Source organism: Leeuwenhoekiella sp. NPDC079379 (assembly GCF_044542075.1).
Taxonomy (GTDB): Bacteria; Bacteroidota; Bacteroidia; order Flavobacteriales; family Flavobacteriaceae; genus Leeuwenhoekiella.
The window spans coordinates 290,437-308,282 of the sequence record NZ_JBITTU010000001.1 but is presented as its reverse complement, the minus strand read 5'-3'; the positions used below and the strand labels follow the sequence as shown (position 1 = coordinate 308,282).

Annotated in this window: 9 protein-coding genes; 4 read left to right on the top strand and 5 right to left on the bottom strand. The window is 36.9% G+C overall.

Annotated elements, in window-relative coordinates; genetic code table 11:
- Window positions 1-379: 379 nt before the first annotated feature.
- The 4 genes from ACIGAM_RS01270 to ACIGAM_RS01255 all read left to right on the top strand — a co-directional run bounded on the left by ACIGAM_RS01270 (window position 380) and on the right by ACIGAM_RS01255 (window position 8,210).
- Entirely contained in the window at window positions 380-3,412 is a 3,033-nt protein-coding gene (locus tag ACIGAM_RS01270) for a SusC/RagA family TonB-linked outer membrane protein (RefSeq protein ID WP_396509660.1), read from the top strand.
- Between the two features lie 17 nt (window positions 3,413-3,429).
- On the top strand, window positions 3,430-5,238 hold the full coding sequence (locus ACIGAM_RS01265; RefSeq protein WP_396509659.1) for a RagB/SusD family nutrient uptake outer membrane protein: 1,809 nt from the start codon (window positions 3,430-3,432) through the stop codon (window positions 5,236-5,238).
- 66 nt (window positions 5,239-5,304) lie between these two features.
- Window positions 5,305-6,423: an alkaline phosphatase gene (locus ACIGAM_RS01260; protein WP_396509658.1), complete on the top strand. Its 1,119-nt coding sequence runs from the start codon at window positions 5,305-5,307 to the stop codon at window positions 6,421-6,423.
- Window positions 6,424-6,431: 8 nt separating this feature from the next.
- Window positions 6,432-8,210: an alkaline phosphatase gene (locus tag ACIGAM_RS01255; protein WP_396509657.1), complete on the top strand. Its 1,779-nt coding sequence runs from the start codon at window positions 6,432-6,434 to the stop codon at window positions 8,208-8,210.
- A 42-nt stretch (window positions 8,211-8,252) separates the two neighbouring features.
- Here ACIGAM_RS01255 and ACIGAM_RS01250 read toward each other — a convergent pair whose 3' ends face one another.
- The 5 genes from ACIGAM_RS01250 to ACIGAM_RS01230 form a co-directional block, all read right to left on the bottom strand.
- Entirely contained in the window at window positions 8,253-9,101 is an 849-nt protein-coding gene (locus ACIGAM_RS01250; RefSeq protein ID WP_396509656.1) for a glycerophosphodiester phosphodiesterase family protein, read from the bottom strand.
- A gap of 17 nt (window positions 9,102-9,118) precedes the next feature.
- Window positions 9,119-9,904: a glycerophosphodiester phosphodiesterase gene (locus ACIGAM_RS01245; protein ID WP_396509655.1), complete on the bottom strand. Its 786-nt coding sequence runs from the start codon at window positions 9,902-9,904 to the stop codon at window positions 9,119-9,121.
- Window positions 9,905-9,964: 60 nt separating this feature from the next.
- Window positions 9,965-11,572 (bottom strand): RagB/SusD family nutrient uptake outer membrane protein, encoded by a 1,608-nt coding sequence (locus ACIGAM_RS01240; protein WP_396509654.1) that lies wholly within the window; start codon window positions 11,570-11,572, stop codon window positions 9,965-9,967.
- An 11-nt stretch (window positions 11,573-11,583) separates the two neighbouring features.
- Window positions 11,584-14,658 (bottom strand): SusC/RagA family TonB-linked outer membrane protein, encoded by a 3,075-nt coding sequence (locus ACIGAM_RS01235; protein ID WP_396509653.1) that lies wholly within the window; start codon window positions 14,656-14,658, stop codon window positions 11,584-11,586.
- Window positions 14,659-14,950: 292 nt separating this feature from the next.
- Window positions 14,951-17,722: a triple tyrosine motif-containing protein gene (locus tag ACIGAM_RS01230; RefSeq protein WP_396509652.1), complete on the bottom strand. Its 2,772-nt coding sequence runs from the start codon at window positions 17,720-17,722 to the stop codon at window positions 14,951-14,953.
- Window positions 17,723-17,846: the final 124 nt, after the last annotated feature.

Genomic DNA, 17,846 nt, shown 5'->3' with positions numbered 1-17,846 from the left:
GATTAATTTAGCGGTCTAATTTTGTTAAAAATTCTATCTTTTTGTAATAGTCTAGAGTAATATATTCTCTTTAAATATTATTGAATTCTGAATATCTCAGTTTAATTTTTTAGTATATGTCTAAAAATTAGTAGGATATGTGAATAATTTATAATTATATTTATAGTGGTTTTCAAAGTTTTGCTCTTGCAGGTTTATTCAAACTGTTAATAAATGCATAACAATTAAGTAAAACGTTTTACTAAAAAAATCAATTATTTAGCGGTCTCAAAAGGGTCAATTAAAAAGATCTAATTATGTAACAAATCTCCATTTGAATGCGATTGTTTTTAAACTGTTCAACTTAAATATTAAGCATTGTCCAACCAATCTTTTAACTATGAATTTTAAAATTAAAAATACATTAAGCAATACCATTGTGTTCGCTTCGCTGGTATGTGTTTCTCTAGCGCAAGCGGAATCAATTCTTGACAATTCCTTCTCAGAAAATGTTATAAATAGTACTGCTGCAGTACTCGTTCAAAAAACAATTACAGGTACGGTAACAGATAATAGTGGGGTTTTACTTCCGGGAGCTTCAGTACAGGTAAAAGGAACTTCTAAGGGAGTTACAACAGATTTTGATGGGATATTTAGCCTTGAAGCCAGTGCAGGTGATGTACTTGAAGTTTCTTACGTAGGTTTTAAAACCAGTCAAATTACTGTAGGTGCAGCATCTCAATATAGCGTTCAACTAGAGGCAAATACTTCTGAGCTTGATGAGGTTTTGGTAGTAGGTTATGGTACTCAGAAAAAGTCTGACTTAACCGGCTCTGTAAGTTCGGTAGTAGCAGATGATTTTAACAAAGGAGTCGTTTCTAACCCCGGTAACTTATTACAGGGCAAGGTATCTGGTCTTAACGTGACCAATACCAGTGGTGAACCCGGTGCAGGTCAGGATATTATCATACGTGGTGTGGGTACCTTACGTTCGGGTACATCTCCGCTTTATGTAGTAGATGGTTTTGTACTCGATAACTCTGCAAATGGAGTGCCTACAAACCCATTAAACTTTATAAATACGCAGGATATTGAGTCTGTTAACGTATTAAAAGATGCATCTGCAGCAGCTATTTATGGTTCGCGTGCTGCAAACGGTGTTGTTGTAATTACTACTAAAAAAGGGAAATCTGGTAGAACCCAAATGAATTTAACTGCATCTACCGCTATTGCCAGCATCGCAAATAAAATAGATGTTTTTTCTGCAGATGAGTTTAGACAGATTGTTCCTCAAATAGGAGGTAGCTTAAGTGATAATGGTGGTAATACAGATTGGCAGGATGAGCTTACCCGAACTGCAATCACACATAACGTAAACTTCTCAATGAGTGGTGGTACACCCAACACTTCTTACTTTGCATCTGTAGGAGTTAATGATCAGGAAGGGGTTTTGAATAACAGTAATTTAAAGCGCTATTCCGCACGGGCTAATGTTTCTCAAAAGGGTTTAGATGACCGTCTTAAGGTAGACTTTAATCTTACCGCCACACGTACCGAAAATGAGCGCCCTAATACGTTTACGATGATAAACGGTATGCTTCAGTTAAATCCTACGACACCGGCTTACACAAACGGTGAGCCTACAGTTTTTGGTACCGGAGTAAACCCGTTAATTATTGAAAATATCTACGGTGATTTTTCAGAAAATAATAGAATGATCGCCAATATCGCGCCATCACTCGAGATTATAGACGGTCTTACCTATAAATTAAATCTGGGAGTAGATTATTCTAAAACAGATCGTGATGTACAATTTATACCATACTCTGCAGATCCTGATTATGCCTTAGGATCTATAAGTACCAGTTTCACATCAAATAAAAACACCCTTGTAGAAAATACCCTGAACTACACTAAAGATTTTGGAGAGCATAATCTAAGCTTATTAGCCGGACACTCGTATCAGAAATTTTTTATTCAGTCAAAAGGATTTTACTTTTCAAACTTCCCTGATAATGGTATCGAACCCAGATATCAGTTAGGAGAAGCACGCGGGGAAGATGCTACCCAGTATTCTAATGCGACCAGTAATGAATTGCAATCTTTTTTTGGGAGAGTAAATTACACCTACGCAGATAAATATCTGGTAACGGCAACGCTTAGATCTGATGGTTCTACTAAGTTTGGTGAGAATAACCGCTATGCAACTTTTCCTTCTTTAGCTTTTGGGTGGAATATTTTTAAGGAAGAATTTATGGCTACTTCAGGCTTTAATAATTTAAAACTGCGTGCAAGTTGGGGTAAGTCTGGTAATCAAGAAATTCCTTCAAAGCAAACCCGTTTAAGCTATGGGGAGAGTTTTGAAGACGATGACATTTACCCGCTGGACGATGCTGTTACCAGTCGTGAGGATTACCCATACGGTTTAGTATTTGCACGTACCGCAAACCCAGATTTACAGTGGGAAGAAACGACACAGACAAACATAGGTTTAGATTTTGGGTTTCTTGATTACAAATTAAGCGGTTCTGTAGATTACTTCATGAAAGAGACTAATGATGTGCTTTTATATTTCTCTACTCAAGATCCTATTGATGAGGTAGGTTATAAGTGGCAAAATATACCAGGGATGAAAATTAAAAACAGCGGTCTGGAGTTTGCCTTAGATTATCAAAGTGACAGAACCCGCGACTTCTCGTATAACGTAGGAGGAAACTTCTCTTACATTAAAAATGAAATTACAGATTCACCCTTTACTATAGTAACTACGGGAGCAGCAAGCGGAGGAGGCCAGACCGGAGCAACTATTAATGGGTATATGAATAATAAGCCTATCGGTAATTTTTTCTTACGTGAATTTAATGGTATTGGCGAAGATGGTTTTAGCAGCTTTACAGATGTAAATGGAGATGGTCAAATAGACGACTCTGACCGTATTTCGGCAGGAAGTGCTGTACCTGATATAATCTATGCTTTTTACTTAAAATTTAAATACAAGAACTTTGATTTAGGATTCAATTTTAATGGGGTAAGTGGTAATAAAATCTACAACCATACCCGTATGAATTTATTTAATATCACGCAAATCGCAAATTCGTTGAATACAACAGATCAGGCAATAGAGTTTCCGGGAGAAGATATTAATAACTCAAATACGGTTTCAACACGATACCTTGAAGATGGTAGCTTTTTACGCCTAAACAACGCAACGCTGGCTTACAATTTAGACCCTCAGGTTATAGGAATGGGTAAGTGGATCAACGGAATTAATCTTTCGGTTACGGGTCAAAATTTATTTGTTATTACAGAGTATACTGGTTTTGATCCTGAGCTAAATACAGGAAGCTCTGGTGATTCTAAATCTTATGGTATTGATTATTTCACCTACCCAAAGCCACAAACTTTTGTTTTTGGTCTTAACGTATCCTTTTAATTTTAAAACACTATAAAATGAGACATAGAATAGTTACACTCCTGGTTGGGCTAAGCGCCTTGATATTCTGTAATTGTACAGATCTGGAAGAAGAAATTTTAGATGAATCCCTTAATGGTACAGACGGTTTAGTAGAACCTATATCAGGATCGCTGGCTGCTGCCTATGGTATTTTACCACAAACCTTTAGACATACGCGTTATTTTGGGTTGCAGGAAATAGCATCAGATGAGGCTATTTTACCTCCGCGTACCGGGTTAGGTGGTACACAATGGGCAGATAATGACACCTATACCACAGCGCACAGGCATTTAATGTCTTCAAGCAATAGCTTAGTAAGTGATTCTTGGGGTTACCTTACAACGGCCTTATTTAGAACGGTTGCAGCAATAGATGTTTTAACGCCTCTGGCGGAAAGTGGAGATGCAGATGCAGTACAGGCCCTAGCCGAAATGCGGGCATTACGTGCTTATGAAAATATGCTGTTTTTAGACAGTTGGGGAATTGCTTTTATGAAAGAGGGTACTTCACAAACCTCAGAAATCATACGTGGGGCAGATGCCGTTGCATACATCGAAGCAGAATTTTTAGCGGTAGTAGATACAATCAATACAGATAAAGGTCCCGGGCGTATGACACGTGATGCGGTTTATGGCTTTTTAGCAAAGTTGTATTTAAATGCAGCCGTTTACAGAGATCCTTATGGTACACCTGCTTTTAATGAAGCAGATATGAATAAAGTAGTAACGTACACCGGTAATATTATTAATGGGGGTGGTTTTTCTCTTTCACCAGAATATTTTGATCTTTTTAATGATGAAAACCATACCAATCCTGAGCTGATTTTTGCCCTTGATTTACGCGGTGTTTTAGACAGCGATCATAACCGCTGGGCATATTGGTCTATGTCTGGATCGTTATTCCCGAGGCCAGGAGATAAATACTTAAGTATGGATGGTACAGACGGTCCTGCGGCAACTCCAGATTTTTATCAAACCTGGTTAGATGCCTATGGCAGCGTAGATCCTGCAGAAGCAGATGCTCGTTTTTACCAGAAAAATGCAATGGTACCAGAAAATCTGGAAGATATATCTGGTCTTACACCATATAGTAAAGATACTTTAGGACTTAAAACAGATAAGGATCATTACTTTTTAGCCGGAGCAGATTTTGAGATTGACCGCGGCATCATACGGGGTACGATGTGGGCTCCGCGTAAAGAGAAATTTAGATCGGGTAACTTTCTGACCGGCACAAATGGCTCTGGGCAAACGAAATTCCGTATTTATCCTTTAGCTGAGGCACGTGAGAACGGTTCAGATCTGGAAGATATCACCTATTATGTAAATCATACACTAGACATTAGCATTCAGAATCAGAACAGTTATGCAGGTGGATATCGTTTTTCTAAGTGGCAGTTTAGCAAGACTTCTCCTAATGGAAATGATTACAGTGATGTTGATCTGGTACTTTTACGTCTTGCTGAAGTATATTTAATGCGTGCTGAAGCATATTTAAGGTTAAACAATAATGCAGCAGCCCTGGCAGATGTAAATACTGTAAGAGCCTCAAGAACTGCACGTCCATCGCAAACTCCACCGGCTTTAAGTTCGATTAGTTTAGAGACCTTATTTAGAGAACGAGGGTTTGAGTTTTATTGGGAAATGACACGTCGTACAGATCAAATACGCTTCGGGAAATATGAAGATAGTTGGACGTCAAAAACAGATACTGATGTAAATCATCGCTTGTTTCCTATACCGCAAACGGCAATTGATGGCGCTTCAAACACACCCGGATATTTAGATCAAAACCGAGGGTATTAAGTTTAAAATAGAATTATAATCTAACGGTAAGAGCTAACTCTTACCGTTAGTTATTTAAATTAAAATATGAGAAATAGTTTAAGAATAGGCCTTTTAGGTTTGGGAGTGATTGCACTACACAGTTGTGCTTCAAAATCTGCAGTAGTCACTCAACTAGACGACACACCTTTAAGTGTTATTTTAATGATAGGTGACGGGATGGGAATTCCGCAGGTGTCAAGTGCATTTTATTTTGGAGCAGAAGCTTCAAATTTTGAGCGTTTTGAAGATATAGGATTACACCGCTCGTATTCGGTAAGTCATTTAATTACAGATTCTGCGGCAGGAGCCACTGCTTTTTCCACAGGTGAAAAGACTTATAAGAGGGCAATAGGCGTTTCAAAAGATACTATTCCGCAAGAAACAATACTTGAGCATTTAAAAGATAAAGGGTATCAAACGGGTTTGATCTCGCTTACATCAATTACCCATGCGACACCAGCTTCATTTTATGCCCACGTAAAAGATCGGGATCTGCACGAAGAAATTGCAGAACAATTAGTGACTTCAGATATTGATTTTCTTGCAGGTGGTGGACGTAAATTCTTTAGTCAGCGTAGTGATAAACAAGCCCTGTTTAATACGTTATTAGCACGCAATTACAACTTAGATACCTTGAGTTTAAGCAAACCGGTAGTTTCAAAACGCAATGCTTTTATTATCGAAGATGAGGGCCTTCCGTCTAAAATACAGGGAAGAGGAGATTTTTTGAAAGAAGCAAGTTTAACTGCGCTCGATTATTTTGATACTAACAATAAACCTTTTTTCTTGATGATAGAAGGCTCCTACATAGATTGGGGTGGTCACGATAAAAATGCGGAAATGATGATTCAGGAAGTGGCAGATTTTGATAAAACTATAGGTGCGGTTTTAGACTATGTGGCTACACACCCTAATACCTTATTAGTTGTCACTGCAGATCACGAGACTGGTGGTGCGAGCATAGGTAAATATTATGATGTTAATGAGGAGACGGGAGAAAAGACCGAAGTACCTCAAAAAGTAGCGGTTTATTTTATTACAGACCAACACAGCGGGGAGCTAATTCCTGTATTTGCAAAAGGTAAAGGCTCTGAAAAATTTAGAGGTATTTATCAAAATAATGCGATTTATCACAAAATTCTTGATGCGATAAACACCAAGTAATAGAACCTATGAAGTTTTTTATTGTTGTAATTTTTTGGTTCGGTCTAACGGGCTGTAATGCTCAGCGTCAGTCGGGATATTCTGTGCATGCTCACAATGATTATGTTCATGAATTTCCGTTTTGGGAATCTTATATCGCCGGGGCTGCATCTATTGAAGCTGATGTTTTTTTAGAAAAAGGAACCCTTTTAGTAGCGCATACAGCAGACGAATTAAATCCTGAAAATACTCTGCAAAGTTTGTATATAGAGCCTATTTTTCAGCTGGTTCAAAAGTCAAAATTACGTGAGCTTACGCTCTTAATTGACATTAAAACGGAAGCAGAATCTACACTTCAGAATTTGATACATAAATTGCGTATATATCCCCAATTAACAGCATCTAATAGGCTAACTATTGTGGTTTCCGGAAACCGGCCTCCTGCAACTGACTATGCTAAATATCCTGATTTTATTCAGTTTGATCACCAGCGTTTAGATAATTTAGACACGATAAACCTAGATAAAGTAGCGATGCTGAGTGTAAATTTTAAGAACTATTCAGTATGGAATGGTTTAGGAAGACCTGTAGAACAGGAGTTGGCAGCACTTTCAGAATTAATAGGCAAAGCACATACACTCAATAAACCCTTGAGATTTTGGGGAAGTCCAGATACTAAAACAGCCTGGTCTTCTTTAGCAAAAATGGGGGTAGATTTTATAAATACAGATCACCCTGTGCCAGCGGTTTCTTATTTAAATACGCTAGATAAAAACACTTACGTTAATGCGCAGCAGGTTGAAGTATATACTCCGGCATTTGATTTTGATTACCAGAGCAAACCCACGAATGTAGTTTTGATGATAGGCGATGGTAATGGTCTGGCGCAAATTACTGCGGCACAAATTGCTAACCAGGGTGAATTGACTTTGACACAATTAAATGATATAGGCTTTTTAAAAACGGCATCTTCAGATGATTTAATTACAGATTCTGCAGCGGGAGCAACGGCTATAGCAACCGGATTTAAGACACACAACCGGGCGATAGGGGTTGATGCTTCAGATAAAGCGGTAACAAATATCACAGAAATTTTAGGTGAAAGAGGATATAATACGGCATTAATATCTACAGATGTAATTGATGGCGCCACACCGGCTTCATTTTATGCACATCGCAAGGAGCGCGATGATTCTAAAGGAATTCTGAAGGATTTAGAAACGGCTGCACTTCAGTTTTTTATTGCCGGAGGAAAGTCTAAAGAAACGTCTATTTCCACTTCTTACCGCCTAAAAACAATTGACCATTTAACCGATTTAAGGGAAAAAGCAGCTGTTTTTATAGGTGAAAATAAAGTGCCTTCTATGGCTAACGGCAGAGGTGATTTATTAAGACAAAGTGTTCAAAGAGCACTTAGTGTTTTAGAGCGTGACAAAAAGCCTTTCTTCCTTATGATTGAAGCTGCACAAATAGACAGTAACGGGCATACTAATTCAGCTAGTGGTATTATACAGGAGATGCTTGACTTTGATACTGCAATTGCCGAAGTTCTAAAGTTTGCAGATTCTTCTAAAAATACACTGGTTATAATCACTGCAGATCACGAGACGTCAGGTCTGGGCATTGTGGGTGGTGACTTAGAACAAGTTGCAGTACAAGCAGATTTTTTAACTACAGATCACACGGGAATTATGGTTCCTGTTTTTTCTTATGGGCCGCAAGCTCAAAATTTCAGAGGTGTTTTTGAAAATAATCAACTATTTTTTAAAATGCTGAATGCTTTAGGAGAGATTGCTAAAGAGGATTAAAATATTAATAACTAAATCCCATCAGCTGATGGGATTTTAGTTTTATTTCTTCTTATACAGGTATTCTTGAGCTCTTCTTATCACCTCAGCGGGTTCATCAGACGAAATATAATCAAAGTCCTGTGATAGAAGCCAGTCTATAACTAAAGTGTCGTTTACCGTTCCTGAGTTTGTCTGAATACTTTTCTCTTTAGCAATAGCTATAAATTCAGGGTTTTTTTGCCAATACGGAAAACGATAATTAGCTCCTTTAATACCATCACGTTCTAGATCTTCAAGGGTTTTATTATTATTGAGGTATTGCGTGTCTACCAGAGAATCACGTTTTAAGAGTGATTTTAAGATTTCATAATCAAAGCTTATAAAAGTCACCATGCGTTGCGCCTTGAGGTCTGTAAAGGTTTTATATACTTTGTCTGCGATGTATAAACCACGTTCCTGACTTTGAGAAGAAGATTTAATCTCACAGAAAAAGCGAGTCGTATTGTTAGCGCGCATTCCTGCATTTATAAACTCGTAGAGTGTGGGTAATTTTTCGCCGTTAGGCAACTTCACTTTAATGAGATCTTTATAACGCGTTTTTTCAATAGGCATTTTGTGGTAATTGGGTCCGTGGGTAATAACTAAAGAATCGTCTGAAGTCATATTCACGTCAAACTCAGAACCCGCACATCTAAGGTGTACTGCTTCTCGAAATGCTGCAATAGAATTGCCGGGCAGCTCCTTGGCCTTCCAAGCTCCCCGATGTGCAACTGCCAAGGTTTGCTTTTGAACACTTTTTAAAGAAGATTTAGTTGCACAACTAGTTAAGAATATAGAAACTAAATGAATTAAAAATAGTGAAAACACGCATTTAAAAAAATCGGCTTTTAGGGATAGTAATTTTTTCATAGTAATGCGTGTTTACTCTAATTATCAAGTTCTAAAACAAGCTCTGGCTCATTTGTAGTGATATAATCAAAATCATTATTTATGAGCCATTCAATATCTTCAGCCTCATTTACCGTCCAGGCATTGAGGCGTATATTTTTTGCTTTCGCGGTAGCAATCCATTCTGGTTTTTTTCTAAATACATCTATGTAATAATCCATACCCTCAATACCATCTTCGGCTAATGCTTCTGGTGATTTTGAACCATCGAGGTACTGTACTTTAGCTTCCGGTTTCAGTTTTTTTATTGCTTTTAGAATGTCATAACTAAAGCTGATGTAGTAACCTATGTAATCTTCGGCATTGAGTTCTGCTACGAGTTCGACAACTTTATGAGCGAGTAATTCATTTTTACCGGCTATTGAAGATGGTTTGATTTCACAGATTAAAGCGGTAGAATCGTTTTGAGTCATTCCGGCTTTGATAAAGTCTTTTAAAAGGGGTAATGATTCCCCATTCTTAAGTTTCTGCTTTGCTAATTCTGAATAGGTGTTTTCTTCAATATTGAGCCCTGCATAGGTATTATCGTGTGTGACGATTAGGATGCTGTCTGCAGTCATACGTACATCAAATTCAGATCCTGTACAGTTGAGTGCTATTGCGTATTTAAGTGCTGCAATAGAATTTTCGGGCAGGTTTTGGGTTTTCCAGGCGCCACGATGTGCAATCGCTTTATTTTCAGCAAAAACAGGTACTGTTGCATTATTTTGTTGCTGGCAGCTCATTGCAATAAAACTTATCACATAAAAGAGAAATTTATGCATATCTTAATTTTAATAGGCTTGTAAACCTGGGTATACAAGCCTTGATTTTTGTTCTTTAATTTAATTATAGCCTTCGTTTTGAGGGTAATTAGGACCTAATAAGTCTAAATCTATCTGGGCAATGGGGAAGTTTATAAAATGATCCATCCAGTTGATACGTGGATCTTTTGAGCCATTAAAGTTTGCCGGAAAATATTTACCATCACCTGCATAGGTGCGCATCTGGCGATTTATAACATTTTGTCCCATTCTCTTGAGTGTAAAAAAGCGTTGCCCTTCAAAAGCCAATTCACGAGCTCGCTCATCTAAAATTGCTTGCTCGTCAACAACGGTTAGATCTGCTGCTTTTGCTCTGTTTCTAACGGCGTTTATATATGGTAAAGGATCTCCAGTAGAGCGCAAAATTGCTTCTGCAGCTATTAAATAGGTCTCTGCAAGACGATAAACTAAAATATTACTGCGTTGTAAATAGGACTCAGAATCGTCATCCTCCTGAGCATATTTTAAACACGAAGGATGTAATCTCTGGTAATAGCGCGCATAATCATTTCCTTCTGGGTATGTGTCTGTAATAGGGCTGTATATGTCTATTTTCTCTCCAATATTATCTCCCGAAGTATAGAAATACTCCAATCTAAAATAGGTGTCGTCATTACGGGTATCGTTAGGATCTTCATCAAGCAAGCCTAAAAGATATAGGTTAGGCAAGATACGTGAAAAGCCTCTACCGCCCTGTTCTACATTAGCTTCAATGCCGGGAATCTGAAAATACTGGGTTACGAAATTTGCGTTTATCATCGTATTGTCTCCGCCACCTAAAACATCATTTTGAGACTGAACCACAAATAGTGCTTCATCGTGATTGCGGTCACCTGCAAATACATCTGCAGTGTTTTCTACAAGGCTGTGTGGCCCTTCTTCAATAAGACTTACAGCTTGGTTTTTAGCTTCGGTCCAATCACCCTGCCACATTGCAACTTTTGCTTTTACGTGTTTAGCAGTTCCTTTTGTTACGCGCCCAAAAGTATCTGTCCATTCCAGGTTATCTATAGCAAAACTTAAATCACTGTTTAGAAGAGCAAATACTTCCTCATCTGTAGACTTTGCATCAATTACATTAAAAGCATTGTCAACAGTTGTAGATTCGGTCGTTACATAAATATTATTGTACATGCGGTATAAATAGAAATAAGCCTCTGCTCTAAAAAATTTAGCTTCTGCTATAATCTTATTGCGTACCTCATCATCAACACCTTCTATAACCTCTGCTGCATTAATAATATCTGTCGCCTTATTAGCCAAGTTATAATAGTGCTTCCAAAATAGCGAAGAAGCAAAGTTAGCTCCTAAATCTACAGGAGAAACAGCACGCTCATATCTACCTATAAGCCCTAAATAACCAGATCTGTTAAAGGCAAGATCACTACGAGAAGGTATTAAAACACCACCCATATAATCTTCTATACTATTATCATAACGGTCTCGATTAATTTTATACAAGCTAACAACTCCAGATTTTAATCCTTCTTCAGTTGTGTAAATGTAATTAGAGTCAATTATAGTACTTGGTTGTTCTTCTAAGAACTCTTCACAGGAAACTGCAAAACCCAGAGTCATTATAAGCAACAAACAAAATTTAGTTCTGTTGTAAAAATCTTTAGTAGTCATAGTTCTTATTTTTAAAATTGAGCTTTTAAGCCAAATGTAAAACTGCGTGCATCAGGGTAGCCTGTATCTGCATTAGAAAATGTATTTCTAATATTTACCTCAGGGCTGTATCCTATATAATCTGTATTTGTAAATACGTTTGTAGCTGTAAAGTAGAGTTTAATCATCTCGATATCTAATTTAGATACAATTGCATCTGGCAAGGTATACCCCAGACTAAGTGTTCTTAAACGTATGTAAGAAGCATCTTTTACAGCCAGCGAATTAAGATACTGCGGAGCGGCATCAAAATTAGGACGCGGATAGGATGTTGAAGGGTTTTCAGGAGTGTAGTAATCTACTTTAACCCCGTTTAATTTACTAGATAGTGTACCGCCATTATTAAAATCAGATAAAAACGGATTTACCTTTGTAGCTCCTTCTACTGCATAAAAGTCTAATAATAAGTCAAAGCCTTTATAGGATACCGTTGTAGAAAGAGAGCCAAACCAATCTGGATTGCTATCTGTAAATACGCGATCTTCTGGAGTAATTTTACCATCTGGTTGCCCGGTAATATTTCCGTTTTCATCTACCCCGTTAGTGTCTTTAATACGAATATCTCCCGGAGCTAGATTTGCTTGTGGGTTGGCAGATTCAGGATTTGCCTGTGGTGCATTTTCAAAATCGTCACCTTCTTGAAATATACCATCAAAGGCATACTGTCTGATAACATTTGTAGATTGCCCTACATAATAGCCATAAGAGTCATCTTGAAGAATATTTTCGCCGTTACCATCTGTATATAGTTCTTTTATTTCGTTTTTATTGTTTGACCAGTTTGTTGAAACAGACCACTTAAAGTCTTCGGTGTTTATAAGATTTGCTGTTAAGCTTAATTCTAAACCACTGTTCGACAGTTCGCCGGCATTAAAGTAGGTGAACTGGTATCCTGTAATAGAAGGAACTCCTCTGCGTAATAATAAATTCTTAGTTGTTGCTTCGTAGTAGTTTGCGCTTCCGTATAGAAATCTATTGAATAAGGAAAAGTCTAAACCAAAGTTAAGCGTGCTAATGGTTTCAAAGTCAAGGTTTGTATTAGGTAATACCACTGATGGAGAATAACCAGAGAATGTTGTGCCGTCAAAAATATACGGTTGTCCATCTGCTGTAAAAAGAGAAGTGTATGGGCGGCTTAATGCATTTGCTAAAGCACCGTAACTAACCCGTAATTTTAGTTCTTGTATAGCTGTCACGTCTTGTAGAAACTCCTCCTGATGCAGTTTCCAGGCAAAGGCACCTGCCGGGTTATACGTCCATTTATACCCATTAGCATTTACCGAAGAACCGTCTGCGCGGTAAGTAGCTGTGAAGAGGTATTTATCAAATAAATTATAACGCGCTCTACCCATAAAAGAAGCTGTTCTAATAGTAGATTTATCACGCTCAACAGTCACATTACCTATTGCATTTTGTATACCATCATAGCCAAGGCTTTCATTTGTAAAACCTCTTCCCGTTGTGCGGGTTTGGGTGTATTTATTCTCGTCTGCCGCCTGTACAAGGGTTAGGTTAAAATTGTTATTCTCGTTAATCTCTTTATCGTATGTCAAGATATTTTCGACAAAATAAGCCTCCCTAAGTTCATTTTGAATTCGCGCAATCCCGCGATCTGTCTCACCACTAGAATGTAGTGAAGATAAATAACTGTCACGCTCTGTATTTCTTCGGGTTAAAGAAGTTGTTAATTGATATCTCAATTCTGGTGTGATTTGCCAGGATGGAATCACATTGACAACAAAATCATTTCCTTTCTCATCGTCGTCAGACTCTCTTAAATTCCATAGTGGGCTAGTAGCTGTACCTTCTTCACCGCTAGGAAAACGTACAATTTCGCCAGTTTCATCATAAGCTCTACCTAAGGGTGAGATTGTAATAACATTTACATTTGCAGAGCGTTCTGTATCATCATTGAGTAGGTTTAAATCAAAGCGTACTGAAACCTTCTCATTTATTTTCTGATCTACATTTAGGCGTAAATTTTTACGTGTATAACTCGATGTGGGTATAATCCCTTCTTCCTTCAAGTAGTTAAAACTACCGTAGATTTTAGTAAACTCTGTACCCCCATTAATGCCTATAAACTGGCTATTTACTGTACCATTTCTTAACAATTCATCTTCCCAGTTTACAAACTCATTGTTGTTTATAGATTGTAATTCGATTTCTGAAAATATGGTTTCATCATCAAGATATTCTCCCGATGCATTATTTGTGCGTCTTGCTTCTCTACGTAGCTGTGCAAATTCCTGACCATTATACACATCAAAATTGCGCTCTAGTTTGCGTACAGTAGTATACCCGTGATAGGATACTGAAACTTTATTAGTCTTACCTCGTTTAGTAGTAATTAAAACCACCCCATTTACCGCTCTTGAACCATAAATCGCCTGTGCTGAAGCATCTTTTAGAAACTCTATTGATTCTATATCATCTGCATTAATGTCTTCTATACCGCCATTTCTAACAACGCCATCAACTACATAAATACCACTTACGTTACCTTCTATAGAACCGCGTCCTCTAAAAATAATTTCTGAAGTACCACCTGGCCTTAGAGAGCCTCCTCCTACATTTACTTCGAGTCCGGCAATTCTACCGCGTAGCATCTCATTTACGTCTGAAGTAGGGGTTTGTGTGGCCTTGCTTAAATCTGTTTGTGCAACTGCACTCACAAGATCACTTTTCTTTTGTGTACCATACCCTACAACAATAACCTCGTCTAGCGCGTTATCATCTGGTTGAAGTGAAATATTAATTGTAGCATTTGTGATAGCGACATTCTGTGGTTTAAATCCTAGATACGTAATTACTAATGTTGTTGCTTCTACATTTACAGAAAGACTAAAATTACCATCAAAGTCTGTAGTGGTTCCAGAAGACGTGCCCTGTAAAATTACATTCGCCCCCGGTAACGGCATATTAGTTGAAGCATCTGTTACTGTCCCTGTAACTGTTCTTTGATTTTGCGCGAGCAAGGTTAAAGAAGTAAATAGCATTAAGGAAAACAACCACTTCACTTTTTGATTGCGAGTAAAATTTCTCATAGTGTTTCGTTTTTCGTTCTATGTTGTAAATGCCTAATTTTTTTACAACTGATGAAATTGTTTTGGGTTTAAACAAATCTAATATGAAGTGATTGTGTATTCTTCAAAAAACACCACGATAAAAAACGAACATCGTAAAAAACATCTGTTTAATTGAATAATAACTAAGAATTAGAGCACGTATAATGCAGGTTTCTGGGCTAAGGTTAAATTTAGGTTACGTACTTAATATTTAAGTATTTAAAGACTTTGTAGTGGTATTGTCTAGGTGATATTTCTTGATGTAGGGGTATTAAAATTTTAATATATAATTAACTAGGCTATCATCGTGATCAAGATCAAGTCTTTTACGTAATCTGTAGCGTTTTGTTTCAACACTTTTAGTAGATATGTTGAGTAGTGGAGCAATTTCTTTTGAGGTAAGGTTTAAGCGCAAATAGGCACAAAAGCGCAAATCATTGGGAGTAAGATCTGGGTGTGCTTTCTTAATTTTATCTAGAAAGTCTTTATCTGCATTATTAAATGCTTGCTTAAAGAATTTCCAATCCTTATTGTTGTTGAGATGACTGTCAATCAAATCAATTGCGCCTTTAGGATCTGCGGTATCTTTATCTTTAAGTAGTTCTTTTTTAATTTTGCTAAGTACCTCATTCTTTTTAATAATACTCATCGTAGAGATTGCGAGTTCTCTGTTTTTATTATCAATATCCTGATTGAGTTTTTCATTTTGGATTTGCATAATTTTTTGTTGATTCTCGAGTTGCTCACGCTCTAATTTTTTACTGTAATATCTGCGGTAGGTTCTGTGAGTAATTACGAGAATTACAATTAGAATCAATACATAAACTGCAAGCATATACCCAGATAATAACCAGGGACGCTCTACCGAAAACGTATAAGAGGCGGTATTTACAGATAATTCATTACCAATTTTTGCACGTACTAGAAATTCATAATCACCAAAGGGTAAATTTTCAAAACTTACTACGCTATTATGCGTCCATTCACTCCACTTAGATTGAAATCCCTTAAGTTGATATTGATAGTTTACATCAATGAATTTCTTGTATTGCGGCACGGCGTATTTAAAGGTGAGCATGCCGTGTCTAAAATTAAGTACTCCGGGTTTTTGTGATGATAGACGTTGTGTATGACCTTCTAAGTCTGATGATTGTATGCTATTTATAAACAGTTTATTGGAACGGGTTTGTTCTGCTTTTGAAATATCAATGGTTAGATATCCGCCAGAAACGCCTAATAGATATACATCCTGAGCAATCATATTAATATTCTCATAACCCAGAACACCCTTTCTCAAAAAAGAAGGAATGGGGTACTGTGTAATTCTGGGTAGGTTAGTGAGATTGTCTGTTGAGACAAGACTAATGTTTTCTTTAGAAAATAACCATAAGCGGTCTTTTTTATCACTTATAAGTTTACCTGAGATATAGCCATAATCGTTATAGATAGAAGAGAGTAATGAATCTTTTTTAAAAGCTTCAGTTTGTGGTGAAAACGTGTAAACACCCTCTTCGGTTGCGTAAAGAATTGAATTTTGGTACGATGTTAATGCCGAATTCTTTCCTACAGGTACATTATCTATAAATTTTTGTTCTGTGACAGCTGTTAATGAATCATTCAGTTTGAGATTAAAAACTCCTTTGTATTCGTGACTTACCAGTAAATGTTGCTTATTTACAAATTCAAAATATCGTGATGAATTATTAAAGCCTTTTATTTTAGATATAAGTTTCCAACCTTGTGCCTCCTTTTTCAGCAAATAAAGACCATTGTAATTTCCTTGTAATAATATGTTTTGACGGTCTGCTATAGGCTTAAAATCCCAACTTCCTAATTCATTAGCAATACGCGTGGCTTTCTTATTATTTAAGGTAAAAGTTCCCAGATGATGCCCACATAGTAAATCTTCATTCTTATAATTATAAAAGCTTAATACCTGGCCGGCGGTGCCGGGTAGAAACGTAAATTGAGTAGCTTTTGAATTTAAGTCTTTGTAAAAAACACCTTGGTTCGTACCTAAATACAGGGTTTCTTTAAAGACAATTGAGGTGTAAACTGTACCTAATATACCTTCAAAATCTGAGTATGATCGTACGGGAGAGTTTATATTAATACTATTTATACCATTATCAAGACCCGCCCATAAATTTGAGTCTTCATCTTCAAATAGAGAAAGTACGGTATTATTACCCAAGCCACTTTTTTGCGTGATTTTATATAAAAAATGACCGGTTTTGTCAAAGTATAAGAGACCATTAGAGATGGTACCTAAAACAAAACTACCATCACGTAGCTGCAGTGCAGAAAAGATGTTAATAGTATCTAATGCAGACTCCCCCGGAGTAACCCAGCGCGTTAATTTATTATCTTTAAAGTGAAAAAAACCAGAATTTCTAGAGATCAAGAGTAGCTGATTATTTTGAGAAGAAATATTTATAATGCGATCAGAATTGAATTGCGTATCAGGAATAAGTAGTGATGGTTCGCCGCCTACAATTGTGTAGATTCCTTCATTAGCAACGTGATAATAAATAGATTTATTAACGATAAATACTTTATATATAAGATTTTCACTCGGTATTTTTTTTATTGTTTGATCTGCTTCTTTATAAAAATAAAGAGCTCTGTTTGATTGAAAAACAACCCATTCATTATACTCTAAAATATTCCATACCTGCTCATCTTCTAGCATAGGGTTATTAAGCTTTGATGCAAGTGAGGTATAGAAGAGTGTACCTAGATTAGTTTTTTCCCAATACCCGAATTCAGCAAAACAACCCGTATATACCTTAGCGTGTATCACATTTACAGAACGCATTATAGTGCTGTTAGGAGAATCGTATTTTGACCATCGCTCGCCGTCAAATTCTAGTAATCCACCATTATTTGCAGCATAAATAAAACCGTCCTGACTTTGTGAAATCATCCAGTTTTGATTATCTGCACCATAATCTTCTGTAGAATAATTTAAAATAGGGGGCAGTTCCTGACTTAGTATTAAAGCCGGTATGCAAAATATAAGTAGAAGTAGGAGGCGTTGCATTGTGGTATGTAAATATTGAGATTACATTAATTTAAGTAAATATATAATTATCTAAATGGCTTTTTGTTAGATGGTTTTTATTAGATAGTGAATGAAAATGATTGGAGATGATGGGAAAGTTACA

What these genes read in the sequence shown, in the direction of transcription:
- ACIGAM_RS01270 (WP_396509660.1), top strand. Translation starts at nt 380, where the DNA reads ATGAATTTTAAAATTAAAAATACATTAAGCAATACCATTGTGTTCGCT.
- ACIGAM_RS01265 (WP_396509659.1), top strand. Translation starts at nt 3,430, where the DNA reads ATGAGACATAGAATAGTTACACTCCTGGTTGGGCTAAGCGCCTTGATA.
- ACIGAM_RS01260 (WP_396509658.1), top strand. Translation starts at nt 5,305, where the DNA reads ATGAGAAATAGTTTAAGAATAGGCCTTTTAGGTTTGGGAGTGATTGCA.
- ACIGAM_RS01255 (WP_396509657.1), top strand. Translation starts at nt 6,432, where the DNA reads ATGAAGTTTTTTATTGTTGTAATTTTTTGGTTCGGTCTAACGGGCTGT.
- ACIGAM_RS01250 (WP_396509656.1), bottom strand. Translation starts at nt 9,101, where the DNA reads ATGAAAAAATTACTATCCCTAAAAGCCGATTTTTTTAAATGCGTGTTT.
- ACIGAM_RS01245 (WP_396509655.1), bottom strand. Translation starts at nt 9,904, where the DNA reads ATGCATAAATTTCTCTTTTATGTGATAAGTTTTATTGCAATGAGCTGC.
- ACIGAM_RS01240 (WP_396509654.1), bottom strand. Translation starts at nt 11,572, where the DNA reads ATGACTACTAAAGATTTTTACAACAGAACTAAATTTTGTTTGTTGCTT.
- ACIGAM_RS01235 (WP_396509653.1), bottom strand. Translation starts at nt 14,658, where the DNA reads ATGAGAAATTTTACTCGCAATCAAAAAGTGAAGTGGTTGTTTTCCTTA.
- ACIGAM_RS01230 (WP_396509652.1), bottom strand. Translation starts at nt 17,722, where the DNA reads ATGCAACGCCTCCTACTTCTACTTATATTTTGCATACCGGCTTTAATA.